Origin of the sequence: Paenibacillus sp. PvR098 (genome assembly GCF_017833255.1) — a bacterium.
In the GTDB taxonomy this organism is placed as follows: Bacteria; Bacillota; Bacilli; order Paenibacillales; family NBRC-103111; genus Paenibacillus_G.
Genome location: NZ_JAFIBU010000001.1, coordinates 1,800,961 through 1,825,417, shown reverse-complemented (window position 1 = coordinate 1,825,417; position 24,457 = coordinate 1,800,961). Strand labels below are relative to the sequence as shown.

The window sequence follows — 24,457 nt, the reverse complement described above, 5'->3', positions numbered from 1 at the left end:
CACACCCCTTTTTTCAGTGAGGAAGGTAAGGTTTTTTTCTGTGGCCGTCCTATGCTATCATGTAAGAAGCAATAGTTTCACGAAAAATGGGGTGTAGTCTTTGTCCAAGTTGATTTTGATCGATGGTAACAGCATTGCGTACCGCGCATTTTTTGCGCTGCCGCTGCTCAGCAATTCGAAAGGCTTGCATACGAATGCAGTCTACGGCTTTACAACGATGCTGTTAAGGCTTCTGGAAGAGCAAAAACCGACGCATTTTCTCGTGGCGTTCGATGCCGGGAAGGCGACGTTTCGACATAAAGATTACGCAGAATACAAGGGGGGAAGGGAAAAGACCCCACCGGAGCTTTCCGAGCAGTTTCCCGTGCTTAGGGAGCTTCTGGAATCCTTTGGCATTCGCCACTTCCAAATAGACGGGTATGAAGCTGACGACATCATAGGTACCCTGACGCGTATCGCGGACAAGCAGGACGGTATGGAAGTGCTCGTCGTGACCGGTGATAAAGACATGCTGCAGCTTGCCTCCGAGCGCGTTAAGATTGCGTTGACCCGGAAAGGAATTAGCGAGGTGGAGCTCTACGATCCCGCCCACATCGAAGAAAAGTATGGGCTAAAGCCTCTTCAAATCATTGATCTCAAAGGCTTGATGGGTGACACCAGCGATAATATTCCGGGTATTCCGGGCGTTGGGGAGAAAACGGCGCTGAAGCTGCTTCACGAATACGGATCAGTTGAGAATGTGCTGGAGAATGCTTCGAAAATTAAGGGGAAGATGGGCGAGAAGGTAGCCGCTCACACGGATGATGCACGGATGAGCAAGGAGCTGGCGACGATCTTCCGCGAGGTTCCGGTTGATATTCCTTGGGACGAGCTGACGTACAACGGATATGAAGGACAATCCTTGGGAGACATGTTCCGCAAGCTGGAGTTCAAATCCTTGCTGGAACGGCTGGACTTGCCTGGAGTAGGAAGCGGAGACGCTTCTGCGGGTGAAGGAGCTGCGATCAAAGCTGAGGCCAAGATCGTGTCCATTCAGGTTACGCCGGAGCGGTTCAGCGAGTTGGTCGAAGCGCTGCCTAACGTTCGGGCGATGCACGTTGAAGTGATCGGGGATAACCCCCATACGGGGGAAGTGCTCGGCTTATCATTTTATAGCAGGTTAGAAACTGAAACGGATCCGGTAGGCTATTATTTGTCGTTTGATCTCCTTAAGCAGGAGGAAGAAGGGGCACGCAGCGTGCGCGAGTGGCTGGCGGACGAGAACAAGTCCGTCGCCGTATATGATCTTCACCGAGCGGTGGTGGCGCTCTTCTGGCAGGGACTGGAGCTGCGCGGCGTCAGCTTCGATGTGCTGCTTGCCGGTTATTTGCTCGACCCGACGGAATCCGCGCTGACCTTACACGGGCTCTGCGCTCGGTATGGTTTGCCTGCCTTACCCGCCGACGAAGAGGTCTTCGGCAAAGGCGCCAAATTCAAGCTGCCGGAAGCAGGCGTGCTCAGCAGCTTGATGTGCCGTAAGGCGTTGACCGTGCAGGGGCTGGCAGAGACATTGCAAGCTGCACTCGAATCCAACGGGATGAACGAGCTGTTGCATGAGCTCGAACTGCCTTTGGCGCTGGTGCTTGCCTCTATGGAGCGCAAAGGCATCAAAGTCGACGTGGATGAACTCAAAGCTTACGGTGCGGAGCTTGGCAAACAGCTCGGGACGATCATGCAGTCGATCTACGATGCGGCGGGAACGGAGTTTAACATCAACTCCCCGAAGCAGCTAGGGGAAATTTTGTTTGAGAAGCTTCAGCTGCCGGTGATTAAGAAGACAAAGACGGGTTATTCTACCGACGCAGAAGTACTCGAAAAGCTTGAGCCTTATCATCCGATGGTCGGACATATTCTTCATTACCGTACGCTAGCGAAGATCCAGTCCACTTATGTGGAAGGCTTGCTTAAAGAGGTGCGTCCCGACACCGGGAAAGTGCACACTTACTACAAACAGACGATTGCGGCGACAGGACGGTTAAGCAGCCAATATCCGAATCTGCAAAACATTCCGATTCGGCTCGAGGAAGGGCGAAAAATCCGCAAGGTGTTCAAGCCCTCAGAGCCTGGCTGGCACATTCTGACCGCGGATTATTCGCAAATCGAGCTGCGCGTGCTGGCGCACATTTCGCAGGATGAGAAGCTGATCGAAGCGTTTCAGCAGAACATGGACATTCATACGAAAACCGCGATGGACGTATTCGGAGTACCGGAGGACAGCGTCGATTCCAATATGCGCCGGCAGGCGAAAGCCGTTAACTTCGGTATCGTCTATGGTATCAGCGATTACGGTTTATCACAGAATCTGAACATCACCCGCAAGGATGCGGCCAAGTTTATTGAGCAATATTTTGCCGTATTCCAAGGGGTTCGCCAATATATGGACGATATTGTCAAGAAAGCTCGTCAGGATGGATACGTGACTACACTGCTTCATCGCCGTCGCTATTTACCGGAGATTACGGCGTCCAACTTCAATCTTCGTTCTTTCGCGGAGCGGACGGCAATGAATACACCCATCCAGGGTACCGCGGCGGATATCATCAAGCTGGCGATGGTCCAGCTGGACAAGCAGATGAAGGAAACGGGTGTGAAAAGCCGGCTGCTGCTTCAGGTACATGATGAATTAGTACTTGAGGTGCCGGAGGACGAGCTGGAAACCATGAAAAAGATGGTTGCCGAAGTCATGGAAAGCGCGCTTCCGCTCGATGTGCCGCTGAAGGTGGACGTAGATGACGGGGAGAACTGGTACGAGGCCAAGTAATCTGCAGGGAGGGAAGACATCATGCCAGAGCTGCCTGAGGTTGAAACTGTCCGAAGGACACTGAAACAACTAGTGATCGGCAAGACGGTGGAGCGCGTTTCGGTGCTGCTGCCGCGGATCATTCAGCATCCGGATGACATTGAGGCATTTCAAATGCTATTGTGCGGGGAAACTATCCGATCGGTGGAGCGCAGAGGCAAGTTTCTGCGGTTTATATTCGACCATTATACGCTGGTCTCGCATCTTCGTATGGAGGGCAGATACGGTTTATATGGCGGGGAAGAGCCGATGGAATTGCACACGCATGTCGTGTTTCATTTTACGGATGGCACCGAACTGAGATATAAGGATGTGCGTCAATTCGGGACCATGCATCTTTACCCAAAAGACCAAGATCTATTGGAAGCTCCGCTGAAGAAGCTGGGTCTTGAGCCTTTGGACGACGGATTTACGTTCGAGGCCTTTCGGGAGCGGATCGGGAAGCGTTCAACGAAAATCAAGCCGCTGCTACTAAACCAGGAATACATTGTCGGACTCGGGAATATTTATGTAGATGAATCGCTGTTCCTGGCCGGGATCCATCCTGAGCGCGAAGCCCACAGCTTAAGCAAGCAAGAGCTGGCCAAGCTGTATGAGGCGGTTGTGACGACTCTGAAAAGTGCTGTAGCTGTAGGCGGCTCTACCATAAAATCGTATGTGAACGGTCAAGGTGAAATCGGCATGTTTCAACATCAGTTCAAAATGTATGGCCGCAAAGCAGAGCCTTGTTTCCAGTGCGGGCACAGCATCGAAAAAACGGTCGTTGCAGGACGCGGGACCCATTATTGTCCTAAGTGCCAACCGTTAAAACGCAAAAGGATCCAGTGAAGCGTCTGACGTAAAATAGCACATCGAGAGGGAAGGGTACAGTGATGCACCCCCCGCCCAGATCTTCCATATAGTATGGAGTGAAGATGATCTGGAAAGGGAGGGAATGGCATGCTGCCTGTCGTCTCATTGATACTTCTGGCGTTTGCTGTCAGTCTGGACGGTTTCGGCGTCGGTGTCATGTATGGGTTTCGCAAGATCCGTATTCCGCTGCTGTCGATTGTTATTATTTCTTTTTGTTCCGGCCTTATTATTTATACTTCCATGCAGGTTGGCGTGCTGATGGCACGTGTCGTCGATCCGGCAGTTGCACAATACGTCGGAGCAATAATTCTGATGGGAATTGGCGTTTGGGCGGTCTATCAAATCTTCTCCGGCAAAAAGGACGAAGAGGGGAAAGAGGAAACCTCAAGGACACCCGTAGTGCTTGAATCGGCGCCGGCAGGGGCTAAAGCTATATGGTATATTGAGCTGAAGCGGTTGGGGCTGGTAATTCAAATCTTACGGACGCCGTCAATCGCCGATGTGGACCGGTCAGGGAATATTTCGGCGTACGAAGCTGTACTTCTTGGTGTCGCTCTGTCACTGGATGCGTTCGGTGCGGGAATTGGGGCAGCGATGCTCGGCTTCACACCGTGGCTTACCGCGGCGGTGATTGCACTGGCCAGCGGGACGTTCCTAGGTATCGGCCTGCAGATCGGTTTTCGGTATGCGGAGCTGAGGTGGATTCGCAAGCTTTCCATTTTACCAGGATTTCTTCTAATCCTCATGGGAATTGTGAAATTATTCTAATGATTGTTTTCTTATCTTGGTTTAGGGGGAGACCCATTGAACATCGGATTAACCGGGGGCATTGCCTGCGGCAAGAGTACAGTTGCTTCCATGCTTGTCCGCCGCGGAGCGCTGCTGATTGATGCGGACCGCATTGCCAGAGAAGTGGTGGAGCCGGGCACCCCCGTCTTAGCTCAAGTGATTGACCGGTTTGGAGCAAACTTGCTGCTGCCGGACGGCACACTTGACCGGAAAAAGCTCGGCGAACGCGTCTTCGGGAACGCGGGTGCGCTGAAGGATCTCGAAGGCTTGCTGCATCCGCCGATTCGCGCAACCATGCGCGAGCGGATGCACGCTTATGAAGCAGAGCATCCGGACAAGCTGGTTGTAGTGGATGTACCGCTGTTGTACGAATCAGGTTTACAGGCTTTGTACAAGCAGGTGATGGTAGTCTACGTGCCTCGGAGCATCCAAATGGAGCGTCTGATGGTGCGGGACGGTTTAACGAAGGAACAGGCAGACAAGCGATTGAACTCGCAAATGCCGATCGAAACGAAAAAGGAATTGGCCGATATCGTCATCGATAACTCGGGTACGATAGAGGAAACGGAGATGCAAATCGAACGGTTTTGGCTGGAAAGGGGGATGTCATGAGCTTTTGGCGCAAAAAGCGCGTGTTCGCCCTACTGCTTCTGACGTTTTTGCTATTTTTGTTTCTAGGCAGCAATGTATTGGGACGTATACTTTATCCGATCCAATTTGAACAGGAGATTCGCCAAAGCGCACAGAAGTACCAGCTGGATCCCTTTTTGATTGCGGCCGTTATTCGGGTAGAAACCAATTACAGGACTGATGTGACGTCCAATAAAGGCGCGTATGGACTAATGCAGCTGATGCCGGATACATCGGATTGGATTATTGAGAAAGCATCTTTCCCCAGTACGTTCAAAAATCGTTTGGACGACCCTGCAGTGAGCATTGAGCTAGGTTCATGGTACTTGAACTGGATGTACAAGCAGTTTGACGGCAACACCTTCGCTGTTCTTGCCGGGTATAACGCAGGACATGGCAAAGTGAGCCGCTGGCTGCAGGAGGGACAATGGGATGGAACGCTCGACAATACAGATCAAATTCCTTATGGAGAAACGAAACGCTACGTCCAACGCGTTACGTATTATTATGACAAGTATTACAAAACCTATGCGGAGGATTGGGAAATCCGTTGATATGTATTCTAGCTGAAATAAAGAAGCGCCGGACAGGCACTCCTGATGTGGAGTGTTGTCCGGGCTGCTTCTTCTCCTATTCTTCAAAACGTGTTATTATTTGAATTGACCTGCCAATTGCTGCTCGGCGATTTGCACCAAGCGGCGAGTAATGTGACCACCGATTGCACCAGTATCACGAGTAGCCATGTTACCGTAGTAGCCATCTTGTGGGATGGCAATACCCAGCTCTTGAGCTACTTCGTATTTCATTTGATCTAGTGCCGCATTGGCTTGAGGAACCACCAATATGTTATTGCTGCGGGATTGACCTGCACCCATGTCTGTTCACCTCCTTGTCGTTGGTAAACCTATTATGCGCGTTTACAAGGATCTCATGTCAGGGAGCTGTTGGGAATTTTGGAAAGGAGAATAACCGATGAAATGCCCATACTGCGATTATTCCGGTACTAAAGTGTTGGACTCACGTGCCGCGAACGAGAATAAATCCATAAGACGCCGTCGGGAGTGTGAGAAGTGCCAAAAGCGCTTTACTACGTTTGAGATGGTTGAAGAAACTCCGCTCATCGTGATTAAGAAGGACGGCAGCCGTGAGGAGTTCAGCCGGGAGAAGATGCTCCGCGGCCTTATCCGTGCTTGTGAGAAGCGCCCTGTGTCCGTAGAAAGACTGGAAATGATCGTCTCCGAGGTCGAGAAGCAGATCCGCAACACCGCCCAAGCGGAGGTGGACAGCCGCGAGATCGGCGAGATCGTCATGTCTGAATTGTATCCCGTTGACGAGGTGGCCTACATTCGTTTTGCCTCGGTGTACAGGCAATTTAAAGACATCAATATGTTCATGAAGGAGCTCAACGAGCTTCTGTCCAAGCATCATGTAGGCGGGAACGGCGGCTAAAAATAACTTTCTAAAAAAATATTGACAAGCCCCTTCCCCCTATGTTATCTTTATTTTTGTCGCCGATCGAGAGAATGACGATAACAACATCACGGGGCCTTAGCTCAGCTGGGAGAGCGCATCGCTGGCAGCGATGAGGTCAGGGGTTCGATCCCCCTAGGCTCCATAAAACAAGAATTAAGCCTTCTTAGAAGGCTTTTTTCTTTTGTTATTATGTTGAATTGGTTTTGCATAATAATCTAATGGTATTGCATAAAAATGCAATATGCGAATTGCCCGGTAAGAATCCGGTAACACGAGGTAAAAATAAATACCCGCGAGTACATAAAATAATCAGCGATAACAAAGGATAAATAAAAAAAGAACAAGCCCGAAAGCTTGTTCAAACTTATTTTTTTGTGGGAATAATTTCTCGGTACTTTGTAAGTGCATCCCGCTGGACACCTTTTATGACATGTCGATAAATGTCATTGGTAACCCTTGTGGAACTATGTCTACCTCTAGAGGCAGCTATTTTTGAATCGACTCCAGCCATTAATAAATGAGTTAAATGACTATGCCTTAATTCATGAAATGTAACACGAGTAACGCTTGCTTTTTTGATAATGCGGTATAAACTTCGTCTTAAATTACTTGGATTAATCGGAGTGCCGACAGACGTGGGGCAGACCAAATTATGTTCCTGATAAAGCTCTTGAGCATATCGAGAGGCGAATAAACATGAACAGAAAAGAATTACGCTCTAAGATTACAAACTTGCTAAAACGTCATGGTTTTACATACGTAACGGACAAAGATAAAATTTCGCATCCCCCACTATCCTTTTCCTATATGGATTATGAAAAAATCAGTGGTAAAGCACATAAACTTAACCTATACGTTCTAAAGGGAGAAAAACAGCGTTATTGCCCCGAAGCTATGAGGAGGGCTTTTCAATTGATTCAATCTGAAGGATTGGATAAATATGTTGAATGTATTATTCCGGATTATCCATCAGATGGGGTGCCACGAATTGAATTTAAGCTAAGCCACCATTACGCCAATTTAAATATAAATGTTGTATTTGAGTTGAATCATTGCTCTGCTGATGTGGGGCTTTTTTCTTTTGCAACCGGGTAAATGGAAGGGTTGGTCTAATGAATCACGGATGTTGTAGTACACATTGACCCGAGAATCAATAATTCTTATAATAAATTATAGGAACGTATGTTTCTTGATGTGCCATTATTGTAATACCCATACAATCTTAACACCCGAAAGAAGGGGTTCGTATGAAAGAGCGAATAAAAGCTTTTTTTAGCTATAGTTGGGATAATCGCCAGCATGAACAATGGGTCGTAGATCTCGCCAATCGGTTACGTGCTGATGGTGGAATCGATGCACAAATTGACAAGTTTGTGTTATACGAGAAAACAGTTAATTTAAACCAAATGATGATCGAGGCTATGCATGATTATGACTATGTAGTTGTTGTCCTAACAGAAAATTACGCTAATAAGGCAAATTCATTTACTGGTGGAGTTGGTTTTGAATCGGAGTTACTATTACCAACGCTACGTAGAAATAAAGATAAAATTATTTTAATAATGCGACATTCAGGGGATTTCGATGTAGTATTTCCTTTCCATATGCAGGACTATTATGCGATTGACTTTTCGAATGAGGAACAATTTGAAAACAAGCTACAGGAATTGATACGCCGGATTTACCGAGTTAGTCCTTATCAAAAAGCGCCTTTAGGGGAAATACCACAATTTGATTCAGCAGTGATTACACCATCAGTACCAACTAAGTCAGCAAAATCTTTGTTTGCAGATATTCAAATGCCAAATCTAAAAAAATACACGGATCTCGATAAAGAAGAACATCTTAAACGAAGTTATAAAGAGGTGAAAGATCTCTTTATCCAATTGTTCGAGCATGTTCAGTCCGTAAATCCAAATTTCAAGTTTACTCTTGTTGAGGACAGTAGCCAAAAATGCATGTTTAATTCTTACGTAGATGGACAACTGAAAACAGGGCTTAAAATGTGGGTCGGTGGGTTTAGCCATTCATCTCCATCAATAAATTTCCATTATGGAGCACATTCCTTTAATGATAATTCAATGAATGAGATGATTTATAGTGAAGTTAAAAATGATACCCTATCTCTCAGGATGACAATGAATTTCTATGACCGCGATGAATCGACAACACCCGAGACAATCGTGCGTACGATTTGGAAGAACCATATTCTAACTGCCTTGAAAATATAGACGCATTAGGGAGAATTACATATGGACTCTTACCATAATTTTATTGATTGGTTAAAACGGTTTGAATGTGGAAGACAGCTACAATCATTACTTGAAGCGACGGTCCCGGAAGGCGAAGAAACCGTATTTTTGAAAACAGACCGAGATAATAATATGCCAATAGTATTTCTCGCCCATAACCAATCATTCATTGTAAATGGGACAATTAATTTTTTTAATGAAAATCCGGATGTTCAATTTACTGTTAGGAAAATTAGTGATATTACTCAAAAAAATATTCAAATGATGACAATATCTCATGGGGAAATAACGGCATTTAGTAGGTTTAAAGACGTACAGTTGGAATTGACCTTTCAAGATGGATCTCAACTTCTCCTAAATAAGGTGGATTTCGGTATTCATAATAACTCTTTCATTACTACCGTCCAGTCTTTGCTTAAGTGCTAATTATTTTTTCTTTTAGAGAAAAAAGATTAATTTTCGAGAATCTATGTTCTACGCTCCGCTTGAATTGATGCGGGGCTTTTTTCCTATATAAGCAGGAAATTGGAAGCAGTTAGTCGAAACAATAAAGATCGTGTCGGATTTATCGTATCATTTAATTACCACCGGAACATCCGTTTCCTGACATCTTATCGTCTATAATATCAGTTATAATTAAAGACAAACAATCATTGGAGGATTCAAACGTAATGGCAAAGGAAAATCTTGTTACGAGCTTAGAAGATAAACTATGGGCAGCCGCAGATAAGCTCAGAGGCAGTATCGCCTCTTCCAAATACAAAGATGTCGTACTCGGCATCATTTTTCTTAAATACATATCGGACCGGTTCGACCATCGCTACAACGAGCTTGTGGCAGAAGGCGACGGTTTTGAAGATGATCGCGATGAATACGAACGTTTCAATGTATTTTATGTGCCGGAAAAGGCTCGCTGGAAGCATATTATCGAGAACGCAACGAAGCCAAATATCGGACAAATCATTGATGAAGCCTTTATTGCCATCGAGAAAGAAAATAAGAAGCTTGCCGGGGTCCTTCCGAAGATTTATTCCGGTGCCGATGTTGACCAACGCAGAGTTGGCGAAGTCGTGATGGTGTTTGAAAACGCCGATACGTTGCTGATTGAAGAAGATGCGCTTGGTCGCGTATACGAATATTTCCTCGGCAAATTCGCCTTTATGCTCGGACAAGGCGGCGGTGAGTTTTATACGCCCAGCAGCGTTGTTAAATTACTGGTTGAAATGATTGAACCATTTGAAGGCACCATTTATGACCCCTGCTGTGGTTCAGGAGGTATGTTCGTTCAAGCGCAGAAGTTCGTGCAAGCGCATGGCGGCAATGCATACAAGCTATCCGTCTATGGTCAAGAACTAAATGCGGAGACACGCCGACTTGCGACGATGAACCTTGCCATTCGTGGAATTGAAGCGAATCTTGGAAAAATTCACGCGGACACCTTCCATGACGATCAATTTAAGGATGTGAAATTTGATTATATCTTGGCTAATCCCCCATTCAATATCAGCGATTGGGGACAAGACAGCCTCCTGAACGATTCGCGCTGGAAATGGGGCATTCCGGCAAAAGGGAATGCGAACTATGGTTGGCTCTCTCATATGATTTCGAAGCTGAAACCGTCCAAAGGTGTTGCCGGTATTGTACTGGCAAACGGTTCTTTATCGTCCCAAACTTCTGGTGAAGGCAATATCCGTGCCAAGTTTATTGAGGAAGATTTGGTCGATTGTATTGTGGCGCTGCCGGATAAGCTCTTCTTTACTACGGGTATTCCGGTTTGTTTATGGTTCCTGCGTCGCGGCAAGAAACGCAAAGGCGAAGTGCTGTTTATTGATGCCCGTGATAAGGGAACGTTGATCAGCCGCAAGTTGCGTGAATTGAATGAAGATGACATTAAATCGATTGCAGATACGTACCACAAATGGCTGAACAATGACGGATATCAAGATGAAATTGGTTTTTGCAAGTCGGCAAATCTGGAAGAGATTCAAAAGCATAATAATGTACTTACACCTGGGCGGTACGTTGGTGTGAAGGAAATTACAGATGATGAGCCGTTTGAGGAAAAGATGGAGAAGCTTGTTTCAGAGCTTGCAGATTTGATGTCGGATTCTTCTGTGCTGGATGAGAAGATCAAGAAGAGTCTGGGGGCTATCGGGTATGAGTTTTGATGATTGGAAACCCGTAAAATTAGGAGATCTTTCGCTAAAGATAACCAAAGGGACAACTCCATCTACCATAGGTAGCGGTTTTACTAACGAAGGTGTTAAATTTTTTAGAGCTGAATCTCTAACTGATAGCAAATATTTGGATAAGAGCAAACTGAAATTTATTAATGATTCAACTCAAGAAAAAATGCGAAGATCTCAATTGAATGAGTATGATATTCTTTTCTCAATGGCTGGTATGTTCCTTGGTAAAACAGCTGTAGTGACAAAATCCGACATACCATCAAATATTAACCAGGCTGTGGCGTTAATTAGATTGGATCAAAAATTAGCTGATCATAACTATATTTATTATTATTTAAACCAAAAGAGCGTTATAGAATATGTAAATAGTTCTTCTGCTCAATCAGCTCAACCAAATATTAATTTAAAACAAATTGGTGAAATTGAAATAACCATACCGAAACTCCCAAGCCAGAAAAAAATCGCGTCATTCCTCTCCGCTCTTGACGAAAAAATCGAACTCAACAACCGTTTAAACAAAGTCCTTGAACAAATGGCTCAGGCAATTTTCAAGCAATGGTTCGTTGATTTTGAGTTTCCGAATGAAGACGGTGAACCTTACAAGTCCAGCGGCGGCGAGATGGAATGGTGTGAGGAACTTGGAAAAGAGATTCCCAAGGGATGGAGAGTAGGGAAAGTAACCGATGTATTACATATCAATCCCAAGAGATCTTTGAAAAAAGGAACAAACGCTGTATATCTGGAAATGAAAAACCTTCCCTCATTCTCAGCGAGAGCAACTGACTGGATTGAAAGAGAATTTACATCTGGAAGCAAGTTTATTAATGGCGATGTTTTGTTGGCAAGAATAACACCTTGTTTGGAAAACGGAAAAACAATAATTGTTGATTTTCTTGATGCTGATGAAGTTGGGTGGGGTTCAACAGAATTTATTGTATTGAGAAGTAAAAATGAACATGCTCTTGGATTTGCATATTTTCTAGCCAGAACCGAAGATTTTCGGAATCATGCAATTAGAAATATGTCTGGATCATCAGGGAGGCAAAGAGTACCTGAATCGTGTTTTGAATTTTATTTAATGGCACTACCGCCGAGTTATATCCTCGAACAATTTGGACTAATAACGGATAGTTTCCTTCAACGAATGAAAAGGAATGGTGATGAAGTTAAGGTATTGTCCTACTTACGCGACGCCCTTCTTCCTAAACTCATGTCCGGAGAAATCGACATATCGGAAATTGAACTATAGATTGGTGGTGATCACATGTTTACCGAAGATAGTCTGGAATCGGTTGTTCTCGAACTTTTGCAAGATGAGCTTGGCTATTCTATACTAAACGGCTACGATTTCGAGCGTGACTATCATTTTGTCGTGCTTGAACATGATTTGCGTGATGCACTTTTCTCGTTGAATCCTTCCCTGCCGGAAGAAATCATTGAAGCTGCGCTTCGCAAGCTCACATACATTGACGATGCGAGTCTGTTCGCCGCGAACCAACAATTTCAGAAATACCTGATCGAAGGCGTTAGTATTGAAGTTTACGGCGAGGATGTCCCCTCCCGTATCGTAAAGGTCATCGATTTCGATCATCCGAATAATAACACGTTCTTGGCAATCAACCAATTCACTGTCATTCACAAAGCTGAGAAGAGACCGGATGTCGTTGTGTTCGTCAATGGATTGCCACTCGTTGTCATCGAGTTGAAATCAACAGTTAGAGAAGATGCGACCATTCATGACGGCTATCTTCAGATCAAGACATATCAGGACATCATCAAGCCTTTGTTTCATTACAATGCTTTCAGCATAATAAGCGATGGCGTAAACGCGAGAGTTGGTTCCATTACCGCCGACTATGATCGGTATATGCAGTGGAAACAAGTGGATCGCAACTCTCCCATTGTTGATGAACCGCATATTGCACAAATTACTACGCTGCTTAAAGGAATGCTGCAAAAAGAGCGTTTGCTGGACATTGTTCGCAACTTTACTTTCTTCGCTGGCGGCAAAGCCAAAATCATTGCCGGTTATCATCAATATTTCGGTATGAACAAAGCCATTGATAGCGTTGTTCGTGCGATAGATGCCGATAAGCGTGGTGGGGTCGTTTGGCACACACAAGGCTCAGGCAAGTCATTCTCAATGGTCTTTCTCTCTGATGGACTTATTCAGCGATTAAATAATCCGACGATTGTTGTAGTAACCGACCGAAATGACCTCGATGAGCAAATACATGGCACATTCAGTAGCGCGGCGGATTTTCTCCGACAAGCGCCTGTTCGTGCAGAGTCTCGGGAAAACCTGATTGAGCTGCTAGAGAACCGTTCTGTGGGCGGTATCTTCTTTACGACCATACAGAAGTTTACGGAGGAGACCGGTCTGCTCTCAAATCGTCATGATATTATCGTCATTGCTGACGAAGCGCATCGTTCCCAGTATGGAATCGACCCTGATATGAAGATTGATAAAAAGACTCTCGAAGCCGAGCTTGTGTACGGTTATGCCAAATATTTGAGAGATGCGCTGCCAAACGCTACTTTCATCGGATTTACCGGTACACCTATTGACTCGAATGATAAATCGACCATCGGCGTATTTGGTGAACTCATTGATGTGTATGACATGACACAAGCAAAACTGGACGGAGCAACCGTTGATTTGCATTATGAGAATCGCCTTGCAAAGGTACATTTGGATGAGGGCATTCTCGATCAAATTGATGCTGAAGTTGCGAAGATTGAATCTCAAGGATTAACTCCTGAGAAAATCGAGAAGCTGAAGAAGGATCTTGTCACGATGGAAGCCGTCATCGGGGATGAAGACCGGCTCAAGCTGGTTGTAGACGATATACTTGCGCATTACGAGATCCGCAAGAACATGCTCAAAGGTAAAGCTATGATTGTTGCTTACTCCAGAAAAATCGCCTATCGAATGTATCAGCTTATCAAAGAAAAGTCTCCTGAAATTGGTAACAAAATCGGTTTGGTGCTGAGCGACAGCAACAAAGACACGAATCAGGAAATGAGAGATATCATCGGCAACAAGCAACATCGTCAGACGCTCGCCAATCAGTTCAAGGACGATAACAGTGATATGAAGATCGCTATCGTCGTTGATATGTGGCTAACTGGCTTCGATGTTCCAAGCCTAGATACCATGTACATCGATAAAATTATGAAAGAACATAATTTGATGCAAGCGATCGCAAGGGTTAATCGTGTATATAAAGATAAACAAGCTGGACTGATTGTTGATTATATCGGGCTTAGTAAGTATTTGAAAGAAGCACTTAACACTTATACAAGCCGGGATAAAAATAGTATTCCTGAGATTGAAAAAGCTAAGGAAATCCTTATGACGGAAGTAGAAATTCTTGAGGGTATGTTCCATGGCTTTGATTTCAGCAAGTACATGAATGCAACGCCCAGAGAGCGGTTTGAATTGATTCAAGACGGCGTAGAGCATGTGCTTAAAGAGCGTACTAAGGAAGTGTTTCTTAAGCATGTAACGAGGCTCCAAAGTGCTTATAACATCTGTGCGACTGCTTTGGATTTTGCCGTTCGGGTACAAGTAAGCTTTTTCATGGCAGTAAAATCATTTATCGTCAAGGTTGAACGTGATGGAATGCCAGATGTAGAAGCTTTTAAGAAGAAAATAACTGCGATGATCGAGCAAGCAATTATTAGAGACGGTGACGAAGTTGTATCCATCTCCGCTAAAAAGGAAAAGAGTCTTCTGTCTGTCGAAAATTTAGAAAAGATTATGGCAATGAAACGTAAGAATGTCGCTGCAACAATATTAAAAAAGTTAATTGACGATAAAATTAAATGGTTCGAGCAAACCAACATTGTTCGCTCTGGCTTCTTCTCCGAGAAATTGAAGAACATTGTTGAGCGGTACAATCAGGCTGAAGACATTGATGTGCTGATTACACAGATGATTGATATTGCTAAGGAAATCGAGTCAGCATTAAATGAAGGAATCGATATGCAGTTATCACCGGAAGAACAAGCTTTCTATGACGCTCTAGCAAAGCCTGAACTGGTTAAGGAACATTATCAATCTGATGTGCTTCGGGAGATGGCGAAGAACCTTATTCAACTTATTTCTGAGAACAAGACACCAGATTGGTACAAACGTAATGATGCCAAAGCAAACATGCGCTCACTCATCAAACGCTTGCTTAAAAAATACAAATACCCACCTGATGAAATTCCTGAGGCAACTGAGCTTGTAATAAAACAGGCAGAGTTGCAGATGAAATACAATCCGTATGATTTTAAAGCTAACAACTACAATCATTCATTGGCTGCTGAAAGTAAAGGACAATACTAGGCGTCAATAAGAACAGGAGAAATAGATGACTGCGGAAGAATATGTGCTTTCAGTTGTTCGGAAATATCAGCAGCATGCAGGAGTGAATTCCCCTGCACATAAGACAGCAAACTTGTTATTCAGTTCGATTAAAAGTTGGGCTGGAGATTTTCTGAATGAGGTTCATTTCTCTGGGTCATATGCGAAGGGGACTGGTGTGAAAGGAAGTGCCGATTTAGATCTGTTTATCTCTTTGAAATCAGATACACCATACACCTTGCAATATATTTTCGACTCACTCTTTGATAATTATAAGAATGAAATACCTTCACGCAGACAAAATGTGTCAATAGGAATTAAATATAACGGTCTTGATATTGACCTTGTCCCAGGAAAGAAACAAAAAGGAAACACAAATTATCATAGTCTTTACAAGAGCAAAACTGATACTTGGACTCAAACAAATGTGAAAAATCACATTAAAATTGTGAGTGAATCCGGAAGATGTGATGAAATTAGGGTCATGAAGATATGGAGACATATTAACAATCTTGATTTTCCTTCTATATTCCTTGAACTCTCTGTACTTGAAGCATTAAAACATTCAAATAAGAACCAATGCGCCACAAATGTATGGAAGGTTTTTCATTATTTGAAAAATGATTTTTTAGATAAGCGTATTGTAGATCCATCAAACACGAACAACATAATCTCAGATGACTTAAACAAGCAAGAAAAAAGAAAAATTGTTCAACTTGCTGAACAAGCGCTAGCTAAAAAATATTGGAGTGAAATAATCTGGTAGGTGACGAAAATGAAAAAGCCTGATTTAAGGACAATATTTTATGAATTACAAAATCAAATGATTTCTCAATTAGCAGCTAATCGAAGTATATTGACACACCCAACTACCAAAGGTGATTCCTTTGAAATCAATTGGATAAAATGGCTAAAAGTATATCTGCCAAAAAGATACCAGGTAGATAGGGCGTTTCTTATCGATTCACAAAATAACATTAGTGACCAAATTGATGTTGTTATTTATGACCAGCAATATACCCCATTTGTCTTCAATCAAGATGGAGCTGTGTATATACCTGCCGAAAGTGTTTATGCAATTTTTGAAGTGAAACCTGAGTTGAATAAACAATATATTGAGTATGCGGGACAGAAAACTAAAAGTGCTAGGCAGCTAATTAGAACATCTGCTCCAATACATCATGCCGGCGGCATACTTCCACCAAAAGCTCATTCAAAAATTATATCGGGAATACTTTGCTTAGAAAGTTCCTGGAATCCCCCATTAGGCGATAGCTTTGAAAATGTGATTAAATCGTTAGATGTTGAAGAACAACTTGATATTGGGTGCGCATTAAAATCCGGTTCATTTCGAACAGTCTATGGAGAAGAGTTGCAAATTGAAAAAAGTTCACAACAGGAAACGCTTATATTTTTCTTTTTAAAACTTTTAATTGACTTGCAAAAGCTAGGGACTATCCCTGCTCTTGATATTTCAGAATATGCTAAAGCGCTGGATTCGATATAGCTTGTGAAAAATGAAACGTTTATAAACTATGTTATTGCGCCTTTGGGAGGTGCATGTGAATTCGCCAAAAATTTATCAAAATCAAGATGTTTTTTTTGCTTACATGGATATTCTAGGTTTTAAGAATCTAATTTTGAATAACGAGAACGAGTATCTAAGCAATCTCTACACCGATGTACTTGATAAGATTGTTTTAAAAGGAATAACGAATCGGAAATCTGAATATTTTGGCGATGATGCAAGATTCGCAATGATTAATTCGCTTGTCATATCCGACAGCATAATGCTTTGGACAAATCATGATAATATTTGGGGACTGTTGGAAATCACAGAAGCAACTAGAATTATATTGAGTGAAGGAATGAAGGCGGGAATTCCTCTAAGAGGAATTGTTACTAAAGGACCTATCATCTTTCAAAAAAAAGAAAATGAGAACCACAATTTTGATGTCGGTCGTATAACGCTCGTAGGCAAGGCTTTAGTAAAAGCATACACTGAAGAAGGGATATATGATTGGTCTGGGTGTGTCATCAGTGAGGATTGCATAAATTTGTGGAAAAATGGAGTCATTGAGTATTATCTTAAGGATGCTAGAAAGCACAACATCTACGTCGATTACCTATCTCCTGTAAAAAATAAAAATAAAGAGGGCGAAGTTGTTATCGAGGAAAAAATGATGACATCTGTAAATTGGACCAGCGGGATATCTCGATCTCAAGTCGAATGGGCTTTTTCTGCCCATAATAAAGGGACTGATAAACGAAAATTAATTCATACCCTACTGTTTTATGATCAGATGATGAGCTTAGAATAATAAATAAATAAATATGGGATGAACATTGTGTGTTAACTGGTATTAGATCAGTGAATGACTTTTTTGAATATAAATAGTTGAATTTACCTTAATTTATTCTTTATAACAGGGAGAAGATACCATGAAAAATCACTTATTGCTAGCTAAAGCTTATATTTACCCAACGAACAGGATTAACCCGCAAATTGATGACTGCAATTTCGATGGAGAAGCAGGCTTTTGGGTTATTAATGATACGGGTACTCCTTTCGTTAAGGACAATAATAGACCAAAGCCTATGACAAAAAAGGCTGACGTAGAAACAGGTGAAGACCGCAAGTGACTCCTCTCGATATACTTATCATTTCGGACAAGATGGATTTTACTACAGATTACGTCTGTCTCGAACTTAAGAATAGAAAAGTTTCATACTTCAGGATAAACCGTGATGAGTTTAACTATTACAAAATTACTTTGACCATTAATCCATTATCATTAAAGGTCGAATTCAATGAAAAGACGTACTTAATAAACGAAAGTCATTTAAAAAGTGTTTATTTTCGAGCGCCGATTTATTTGCGAGAATTAAATAATGGGTCACTTGGAGCTGAAGAACAGTTATATCGTTCACAATGGATGGCTTTCATTAGAAACCTAACTATATTTGAAAAAGTTAATTGGGTAAACAACCCGATTTCAACTTTTAAAGCTGAGAATAAGCTGTTACAACTTAAATATGCTTCGGAGCTGGGCTTCTTATGTCCGAAAACGATTGTAACCAATACTTCAAGTCAGAGAGTAATTGATGAAGATGAGTTTATTGTAAAATCAATTGATACGGCTCTATTAAATGTTGATGGTAAAGAAGCTTTTGTATATTCCAATATAGTCAATTTCGAAGAATTTACTAATTCTGATCTTAGTTTATCACCGATTATTGTACAAGAATATATAGGTAATAAAATTGATGTTCGTGTTACTGTAGTCGGAAATGAGGTTTTTTCAGTTAAAATTGTTAAAGATAATAAAGGAGTTGAAGGGGATTGGAGATTGCATAAAGATGACGTTCAGTTTACTCCTTTTTCATTACCTCAAGATATTTCACAGAAATGTATTAAACTTGTGGAATCATTCGGATTATCCTTTGGTGCAATTGATTTAATCGAAAGTGACAGTAAGTATTATTTCATTGAAGTCAATCCGACTGGTGAGTGGGCATGGCTTGTAGAATCAGCAAACTTTGCAATACCAGAAAGCATTTGTAATTTGATAATGAGGAAAAATAATGAAAATAGTTGAAGGGCTCTTACCGTTTATTAAAGTAAATCGTGCTGAGAAAAGTATACAAGAAGATATCAATAAGGCATTCGAAAAGATTAATCAGAACGAGAACACTCCGCTAATGAATAAATTTCGTGGGGTATCTGTTGAAGATGCGAATTCGATTTTTGAAAATCTTTCAGATAATAGAAAATCGCTTGAAGATAAAGCAAAGGTTACTGCCGTAGCGGTAACAGTCTCCTTTACATTATTTGGGGGGATGGCAGGATATCTTCTGAATTTAAGAGAAAAGTTTCTAGATCATAATTTTTTTAACATCTCATTAATCTTGGCATTATTAATACTTGTATTTTACTTAATTGTCAGTGGATGGTATTCACTAAAAACTCTTAATAGTCGTCCTACTAATGATTTTTCTTTGGATGACTTGGAATATCTAGTTACTTTAAGTGGAAATGAAGATAATATGTTAAAGGAAAAAGTTTACTTAATTGCTCGTAATTATGAGCTGAAAATGTATGACAACTTAAAGCTTAGTAATTATGTAATAGCAAGTAATACCTCATTACGAAATTCCCTTGTCTGTGTAGGGCTTTTGTTATTGATTACAACTTCTAGCTTCATTATACCGACTACAAGTAATAATGACAAAGTATTGAATGAAATAAGTAATGTCCATGCAAAAACTAATACAGCAATAAATGAAGTTAAATCAGTTTTAGCCGAACTTAACGAGTTATCTAAAAACGTACAGCAACAGCGCAAGTTTGAACCCGTTCAATTGCAATATCTAAATGACATGACAGAGAAAATGACGGAACTTTCTAAAAAGATTGATGTTCTTAAATTTGAAATGGAGCATCAAAAGGAACCTTCATTAGATCATGGGGGGGTAACAACGCGGTAACAATCCGGTAACAAAATACCGATAATGCCCTAGATTTTGCGATAACCAAAAATAATAAAAAGCGCCAAAAAACATTGCGGGACAAGCCTTCCGAGACTTTCAGATAACCAGCGATAACGGGTTGATGAACCCTGGCAGCGATGAGGTCAGGGGTTCGATCCCCCTAGGCTCCACCACACATAAGAACATAACCACGTCAAGACGTGGTTTTTTTGCGTGATGGAATGCCCAGAGGGGGCGAACCCGGAGTTCAGTTCGCGCGGATGGAGCGAATGCGGAGGAGGGCAACGTCTGAATCTACCGCTAAAAGTAGTCCTCACCCCGAGTAAGCTTCGTAAGCATCTGATCAAAGTCTCGGTCAGCTCAAGATATCCCCTTAGGTATCGTATAAATAAGTACTGAGATAATTAAAATTGTTCAATGATAACTCCTGATAAGTATGTTTTTGAGGTTAAGAATGGCCTCTTTTCGAGAGCGAAAGTATGTAGCACGACTTATGTTGTAGCCGCTCAGCATTCCGAAGCAGCTCGTTCGTCTGTTCATAGGTTGTCACGATGACAAAGCGAAGACCCGCAGTATGATGAATGATCATGTCTGTAATGATAATACCGACCATTTCATAATAAGAATAAGCGCTTCACGCGGAGAAACACTCGCAAGTAATTGGTAATATGTATCTGCTTCCTCAATAGGTAAATACCGCATATGTTTGATCTCTTTTGGAAAAACGTCATCCAGCAGGCCCGGTATAAAGCGCTCCAACAAAGAGATGGTTTCATCGGTTGTATCTGCGCAGCACATTTGGCGGTTGAACTGTATTGGGGCAGTAAAACTAAACCACTGTGGTAGAGCGCATCACTGGCAGCGATCCGGTGAGGGGTTCGTTCGAGCCCCTAGGCTCTACCATAACAGAATTACGAAACACGCCGGACCAGGCGTGTTTTTCGTATTATCAGGCTATCTAGGGTTTACTGGATATAACGGGACTCAACGACGTTGGGGGAAGGAAGTGTTCTGATGAAAAAAATCTATCTATTGGATTCTCACACCCCCCCTAGGCGTAGGCTTATTTATATCTGCTAAGATTGGTAAGGTGAAATTTGTTTAGTAAAAAATAAAGTGCAATCCCCTAACGTGCTGTCGTTTGATATGTATGAACCGAATGGAACGAAAACCAATCGCATAATGTGCTAATAAGAACGCCACTCAGCGGAGGCTCCTTTCGCCCGTGGCGTTCTTTTCTTTATGATCTCATTAAGCGAAAGCTTTTTGTTCCTGGTCAAGCCTTACTGTAGTCAAATATGAAATCTGAGGAAGGGAAAAGAATGTAGCCAAAGAACGAAGCCTAGTGTAAATAGTCCGTAATATAACAGAGTCTATTTCAATAATCATGCTCTCATTGGCTATGTAATCCTGTAGACAGACTCTGATAAGATAGGGGCTATCTTTTAATGTGACAAATTTTCGATGGATGGGGTCGTAATCGTTGTAAAAGCAATAATGGGTCTGCTTCACGGCATGTTGATATAGTTCAGCGCACCGTTCGCTGACCTTTAAAAATCGTTTTTGTCCCAAACTATCTTTAACGGTCAGGATCCTGATTGATACATCTAATGAATTTTTTTTCAAATAAACCATCTCATGAATTTCTACCCCTTCCATGAGCAAGCGAATGATAATGGCATCCTGGGGATTCAAGCATTGTCTCTCAATAAAATACAGTTTTTCTAATGTGAGGTTGGGCATAAAATAAACATCTTCACCCTTTCATTTTGGAAATATATGGTGTTCCGAAAAAGTATTATACATGATAAAAATCAAAAATGATACGATGTAAAATAAGAGGTTTTGTCGTTATTTGCTCCGGATGAAACATCGGATATTCATTTTATTTGTTATAGAGTATAATAGGCTGAGCCAGCAGAGTGTAGCACTCATTTAACGTAAAAAAGAGGTGTGTTGTCTTGGAAGCAAAATATTGCATGTCATGCGGATGCGCATTGGAAATAAGGGAGATTGAAGGTATTTCGAGAAGGGCTTGCCCCGAGTGCAGCTTCGTTCATTGGGGAAATTACAGTATTGGCGTCGGGGCGCTCGTGGTAAAAGACGGCAAGGTGCTGCTCGTTCGCAGAGCCCAGGATCCGGGGAAAGGATATTGGACCAACCCGGGTGGATATATTGAACAGTTTGAAATGATCCATGAAACGATCCGAAGGGAAGTACTGGAGGAATCGGGCGTCGAGGCTGTAGTGAAAAGCGTGGTAGCCGTCCGGGATCAACCGAGAAATATACATAACGTCTATATCGCCTTCACCATGGAATATGTGGGAGGTGAACCGACACCGGATGGTGTGGAAGTAGATGCTGCCGGTTTCTACACACTGCAGGAGATGGAGACGATGAATGTCGCGCCGTTTACACGTTGGCTCGTCGACGTAGCCGTACGGGCCAAAACGGTAGGGTTGGTAGCGGATGAGCAGCCGATCGTTCCTCTCGCTGGCAATGTCTTATTCCGGGTTTAATTTGAGACTAAACAAAACGCCACCCAGATGGATCTTTCCGTCGGGGGGCGTTTTTGGTTTTTATGGATTATGGTTTCATCGATGAGCACCATGGACCCCATGGGTGCCGTGTATCCCGTGAACGCCGGGCCAGCCTGGATGATAACCGCCATAGTAACCGCCGTATGGATGTACACCCATAGCGCCGGGGTAGTAGGATGGATAAGGAACCGAATAAGTGGTTAACGGATAGGGACCATAAGGGTATGCGTAAGGCATAAAAGCCATCTAATCCTCTCCTCATAACTATAAGATGATAACAAGTTATGCACCGCAGATGAATCATGATGCTTGCCCCTGAAAATTAGGACTTTTAATGAATAAAAATGGTAACGCGCCAATGGAGATAATTGCAAAACCAAAGGCTTTCGCGATTGATTTGATGGCTCTCACAGCTTCCATAGTAATCCTCTCCCAATTCCCCTTTAAATGAATCTCAAAAAATAATCCTTCTATTGTTTCAAGTGTTGTGTTTGAATAAGGTGGATAGGGCTAGAAATAATATCCATAGTAGTCCAATAAAAAAAAGAGGTGCTGCAAAATGTCGACGGAATCAAACTTATATAACAAATTGGGAGGAGAGGAAGCCATCACCAAAGTGGTCGATTATTTTTACAAGCTTATTTTAGCGGATGATACGGTAAATCAATATTTTATAAATACCGATATGGAAAAGCAGCGTAGGCATCAAACGAAATTCATCAGCTATGCATTGGGCGGACCCAACTCATATTCAGGGCATTCGATGGCCAAAGCTCATGAAGGATTAAACCTGCAGCCTGTTCATTTCAACGCGATTGCAAAACATCTTCATGATGCGCTTGCCCACTTTAACGTTAGTGAACAAGATATTGATCAAGTATTAAGTCAAGTGGCCACCTTGAAGGATGACATCCTTTACAAATAAGCAAGACTTCACTTCAAGTCTACTCTTCTGCTAATCTACCGTTTTTTTAATTGAGTGAATTCTGGTAGGATGAAGAAAATTTTCAAAAGGAGAATGCTATGAAAGCATTAGTATTAAACGAACCGGGGAAACCGGATACTCTGACAATAACGGAATTACCTCTGCCCAAGCCCGGAACGGGTGAAATTCGGGTGCGTGTAGGGGCGGCAAGCTTGAATCCAATTGACTATAAGGTCTCTTTAAACGGCCATCCGGATTGGGTGTATCCATTTGTGCTCGGCGTGGATGTAGCTGGGACAATAGATGAAATTGGAGAAGGAGTCACGAACTGGTCTGTCGGAGATCGGATTGTATATCACGGGAACTTCTCTAAGCCAGGTGGGTATGCAGAGTATAGCGTAACAACAGCACATACGGTTGCCGCTGTACCGGATGGGATATCGTTTGTGGAAGCGGCAGCTTTCCCGTGTGCGGGGCTAACGGCTTATCAAGCTCTACATAGAAAAATGCATATGCAAAAGGGCCATTCTATCCTGATTCACGCCGGTGCCGGGGGTGTCGGCGGCTATGCGATCCAACTGGCCAAAGCATTCGGCGCTTCCAACATCATGACGACGGCATCACCCGGCAGCTTGGATTATGTCAAGACCTTAGGCGCCCATGTTGTGATCGACTACAACAACGAGAACGTGCATGATCGAGTCATGGAAGTTACTGATGGTTTAGGGGTCGACCTTATTCTGAATTCCATTAACCGGGTGACTGCACAGGCCGATTTGTCTATGCTGGCGTTTGGAGGTCAATTGGCGTGTATCGCAGGAGCGCCTGAGACGGTTGCCGATTTTCAGCCTTCGCACAAAACGTTCACGGTTCACAAATTGATGTTAGGCGGAGCTCATGTGTCAGGAGACGACAGGGCAGAGAGAGACCTTGCTCGGATGGCAGAAGAATTCATGAAGCTGATGCTGGATAAGAAAGTGGATCCGATGGTGAATGAGGTCATATCCTTGGAACAAGTTCCAGAAGCGCTTATCCGATTATCTCAAAGACATGTACGAGGAAAAATCGTAGTTAAACTGTAAAGAAGTAAATCTTATCCCCAATAGGTCAAAAAGATCGGGCT

General features: G+C 42.9%; 25 protein-coding genes and 1 tRNA gene. 22 read left to right on the top strand and 4 right to left on the bottom strand.

The features are described from left to right. Positions 1–100: 100 nt before the first annotated feature. The 5 genes from polA (at position 101) to JOE45_RS09155 (ending at position 5,664) form a co-directional block, all read left to right on the top strand. Entirely contained in the window at positions 101–2,800 is a 2,700-nt protein-coding gene (gene polA, locus JOE45_RS09175) for a DNA polymerase I (RefSeq protein ID WP_210020485.1), read from the top strand. 21 nt (positions 2,801–2,821) lie between these two features. Then, complete coding sequence (gene mutM / locus JOE45_RS09170) at positions 2,822–3,667, top strand: DNA-formamidopyrimidine glycosylase (protein WP_210020486.1); 846 nt, start codon at positions 2,822–2,824, stop codon at positions 3,665–3,667. A 111-nt stretch (positions 3,668–3,778) separates the two neighbouring features. Next, a complete protein-coding gene (gene ytaF, locus JOE45_RS09165) occupies positions 3,779–4,459 on the top strand; it encodes a sporulation membrane protein YtaF (RefSeq protein ID WP_210020487.1) in 681 nt (226 codons plus the stop codon). Between the two features lie 36 nt (positions 4,460–4,495). Then, the gene (coaE, locus tag JOE45_RS09160) at positions 4,496–5,092 is read left to right on the top strand and encodes a dephospho-CoA kinase (RefSeq protein WP_210020488.1); all 597 of its coding nucleotides are present in this window, start codon (positions 4,496–4,498) and stop codon (positions 5,090–5,092) included. Continuing rightward, positions 5,089–5,664: a lytic transglycosylase domain-containing protein gene (locus tag JOE45_RS09155; protein ID WP_210020489.1), complete on the top strand. Its 576-nt coding sequence runs from the start codon at positions 5,089–5,091 to the stop codon at positions 5,662–5,664. Before coaE ends, JOE45_RS09155 begins: the two co-directional genes overlap by 4 nt. 96 nt (positions 5,665–5,760) lie before the next feature. Here the strand turns inward: JOE45_RS09155 and JOE45_RS09150 are convergent, their stop codons facing one another. Further along, a complete protein-coding gene (locus tag JOE45_RS09150) occupies positions 5,761–5,985 on the bottom strand; it encodes an alpha/beta-type small acid-soluble spore protein (RefSeq protein WP_210020490.1) in 225 nt (74 codons plus the stop codon). A 97-nt stretch (positions 5,986–6,082) separates the two neighbouring features. On the opposite strand from JOE45_RS09150, the gene nrdR reads away from it, so the two are divergent. Together nrdR and JOE45_RS09140 are read left to right on the top strand one after the other, a co-directional pair. After that, entirely contained in the window at positions 6,083–6,559 is a 477-nt protein-coding gene (gene nrdR, locus JOE45_RS09145; protein WP_210020491.1) for a transcriptional regulator NrdR, read from the top strand. Positions 6,560–6,652: 93 nt separating this feature from the next. Continuing rightward, positions 6,653–6,725, top strand: a tRNA-Ala gene (locus tag JOE45_RS09140). A gap of 222 nt (positions 6,726–6,947) precedes the next feature. On the opposite strand, the gene JOE45_RS24170 is transcribed toward JOE45_RS09140, so the two are convergent. Beyond that, positions 6,948–7,295, bottom strand: a complete 348-nt coding sequence (locus JOE45_RS24170; protein ID WP_461479596.1) for a tyrosine-type recombinase/integrase — start codon at positions 7,293–7,295, stop codon at positions 6,948–6,950. On the opposite strand from JOE45_RS24170, the gene JOE45_RS09130 reads away from it, so the two are divergent. From JOE45_RS09130 to JOE45_RS09075, 12 genes are all read left to right on the top strand, one after another. Beyond that, complete coding sequence (locus JOE45_RS09130; protein ID WP_210020493.1) at positions 7,280–7,678, top strand: hypothetical protein; 399 nt, start codon at positions 7,280–7,282, stop codon at positions 7,676–7,678. The genes JOE45_RS24170 and JOE45_RS09130 overlap by 16 nt on opposite strands. A 152-nt stretch (positions 7,679–7,830) precedes the next feature. Further along, positions 7,831–8,814, top strand: coding sequence for a toll/interleukin-1 receptor domain-containing protein (locus JOE45_RS09125; RefSeq protein WP_210020494.1), 984 nt, complete (start codon positions 7,831–7,833; stop codon positions 8,812–8,814). Between the two features lie 21 nt (positions 8,815–8,835). Beyond that, on the top strand, positions 8,836–9,261 hold the full coding sequence (locus JOE45_RS09120; RefSeq protein ID WP_210020495.1) for a hypothetical protein: 426 nt from the start codon (positions 8,836–8,838) through the stop codon (positions 9,259–9,261). A 245-nt stretch (positions 9,262–9,506) separates the two neighbouring features. Beyond that, the gene (locus JOE45_RS09115; protein WP_210020496.1) at positions 9,507–11,003 is read left to right on the top strand and encodes a type I restriction-modification system subunit M; all 1,497 of its coding nucleotides are present in this window, start codon (positions 9,507–9,509) and stop codon (positions 11,001–11,003) included. After that, positions 10,993–12,273 carry a restriction endonuclease subunit S gene (locus JOE45_RS09110; protein ID WP_210020497.1) on the top strand — a complete coding sequence of 427 codons (1,281 nt, stop codon included), beginning with the start codon at positions 10,993–10,995 and terminating at the stop codon, positions 12,271–12,273. The genes JOE45_RS09115 and JOE45_RS09110 overlap by 11 nt, the downstream gene beginning before the upstream one ends. A gap of 15 nt (positions 12,274–12,288) precedes the next feature. Further along, entirely contained in the window at positions 12,289–15,360 is a 3,072-nt protein-coding gene (locus JOE45_RS09105; protein ID WP_210020498.1) for a type I restriction endonuclease subunit R, read from the top strand. 25 nt (positions 15,361–15,385) lie between these two features. Further along, complete coding sequence (locus tag JOE45_RS09100) at positions 15,386–16,144, top strand: nucleotidyltransferase domain-containing protein (RefSeq protein WP_210020499.1); 759 nt, start codon at positions 15,386–15,388, stop codon at positions 16,142–16,144. A 9-nt stretch (positions 16,145–16,153) separates the two neighbouring features. Beyond that, positions 16,154–16,885 (top strand): DUF6602 domain-containing protein, encoded by a 732-nt coding sequence (locus tag JOE45_RS09095; protein ID WP_210020500.1) that lies wholly within the window; start codon positions 16,154–16,156, stop codon positions 16,883–16,885. 55 nt (positions 16,886–16,940) lie between these two features. Next, on the top strand, positions 16,941–17,699 hold the full coding sequence (locus tag JOE45_RS09090) for a hypothetical protein (protein WP_210020501.1): 759 nt from the start codon (positions 16,941–16,943) through the stop codon (positions 17,697–17,699). A 121-nt stretch (positions 17,700–17,820) separates the two neighbouring features. After that, complete coding sequence (locus JOE45_RS09085; protein ID WP_210020502.1) at positions 17,821–18,021, top strand: hypothetical protein; 201 nt, start codon at positions 17,821–17,823, stop codon at positions 18,019–18,021. Further along, positions 18,018–18,977, top strand: a complete 960-nt coding sequence (locus JOE45_RS09080) for an ATP-grasp domain-containing protein (protein WP_210020503.1) — start codon at positions 18,018–18,020, stop codon at positions 18,975–18,977. Before JOE45_RS09085 ends, JOE45_RS09080 begins: the two co-directional genes overlap by 4 nt. Further along, complete coding sequence (locus JOE45_RS09075; RefSeq protein ID WP_210020504.1) at positions 18,964–19,866, top strand: hypothetical protein; 903 nt, start codon at positions 18,964–18,966, stop codon at positions 19,864–19,866. The genes JOE45_RS09080 and JOE45_RS09075 overlap by 14 nt, the downstream gene beginning before the upstream one ends. Before the next feature lie 1,254 nt (positions 19,867–21,120). On the opposite strand, the gene JOE45_RS09070 is transcribed toward JOE45_RS09075, so the two are convergent. Then, positions 21,121–21,612, bottom strand: coding sequence for a hypothetical protein (locus JOE45_RS09070; protein ID WP_210020505.1), 492 nt, complete (start codon positions 21,610–21,612; stop codon positions 21,121–21,123). Positions 21,613–21,830: 218 nt separating this feature from the next. Here JOE45_RS09070 and JOE45_RS09065 point away from each other — a divergent pair, with 218 nt between their 5' ends. Further along, complete coding sequence (locus JOE45_RS09065; RefSeq protein WP_210020506.1) at positions 21,831–22,388, top strand: NUDIX domain-containing protein; 558 nt, start codon at positions 21,831–21,833, stop codon at positions 22,386–22,388. Positions 22,389–22,463: 75 nt separating this feature from the next. On the opposite strand, the gene JOE45_RS09060 is transcribed toward JOE45_RS09065, so the two are convergent. Next, a complete protein-coding gene (locus JOE45_RS09060; protein ID WP_210020507.1) occupies positions 22,464–22,655 on the bottom strand; it encodes a hypothetical protein in 192 nt (63 codons plus the stop codon). A 313-nt stretch (positions 22,656–22,968) separates the two neighbouring features. On the opposite strand from JOE45_RS09060, the gene JOE45_RS09055 reads away from it, so the two are divergent. Both JOE45_RS09055 and JOE45_RS09050 read left to right on the top strand, forming a co-directional pair. Beyond that, on the top strand, positions 22,969–23,334 hold the full coding sequence (locus JOE45_RS09055; RefSeq protein ID WP_210020508.1) for a group I truncated hemoglobin: 366 nt from the start codon (positions 22,969–22,971) through the stop codon (positions 23,332–23,334). Between the two features lie 98 nt (positions 23,335–23,432). Then, positions 23,433–24,416, top strand: a complete 984-nt coding sequence (locus JOE45_RS09050) for a zinc-binding dehydrogenase (protein ID WP_210020509.1) — start codon at positions 23,433–23,435, stop codon at positions 24,414–24,416. Positions 24,417–24,457 lie beyond the last annotated feature (41 nt).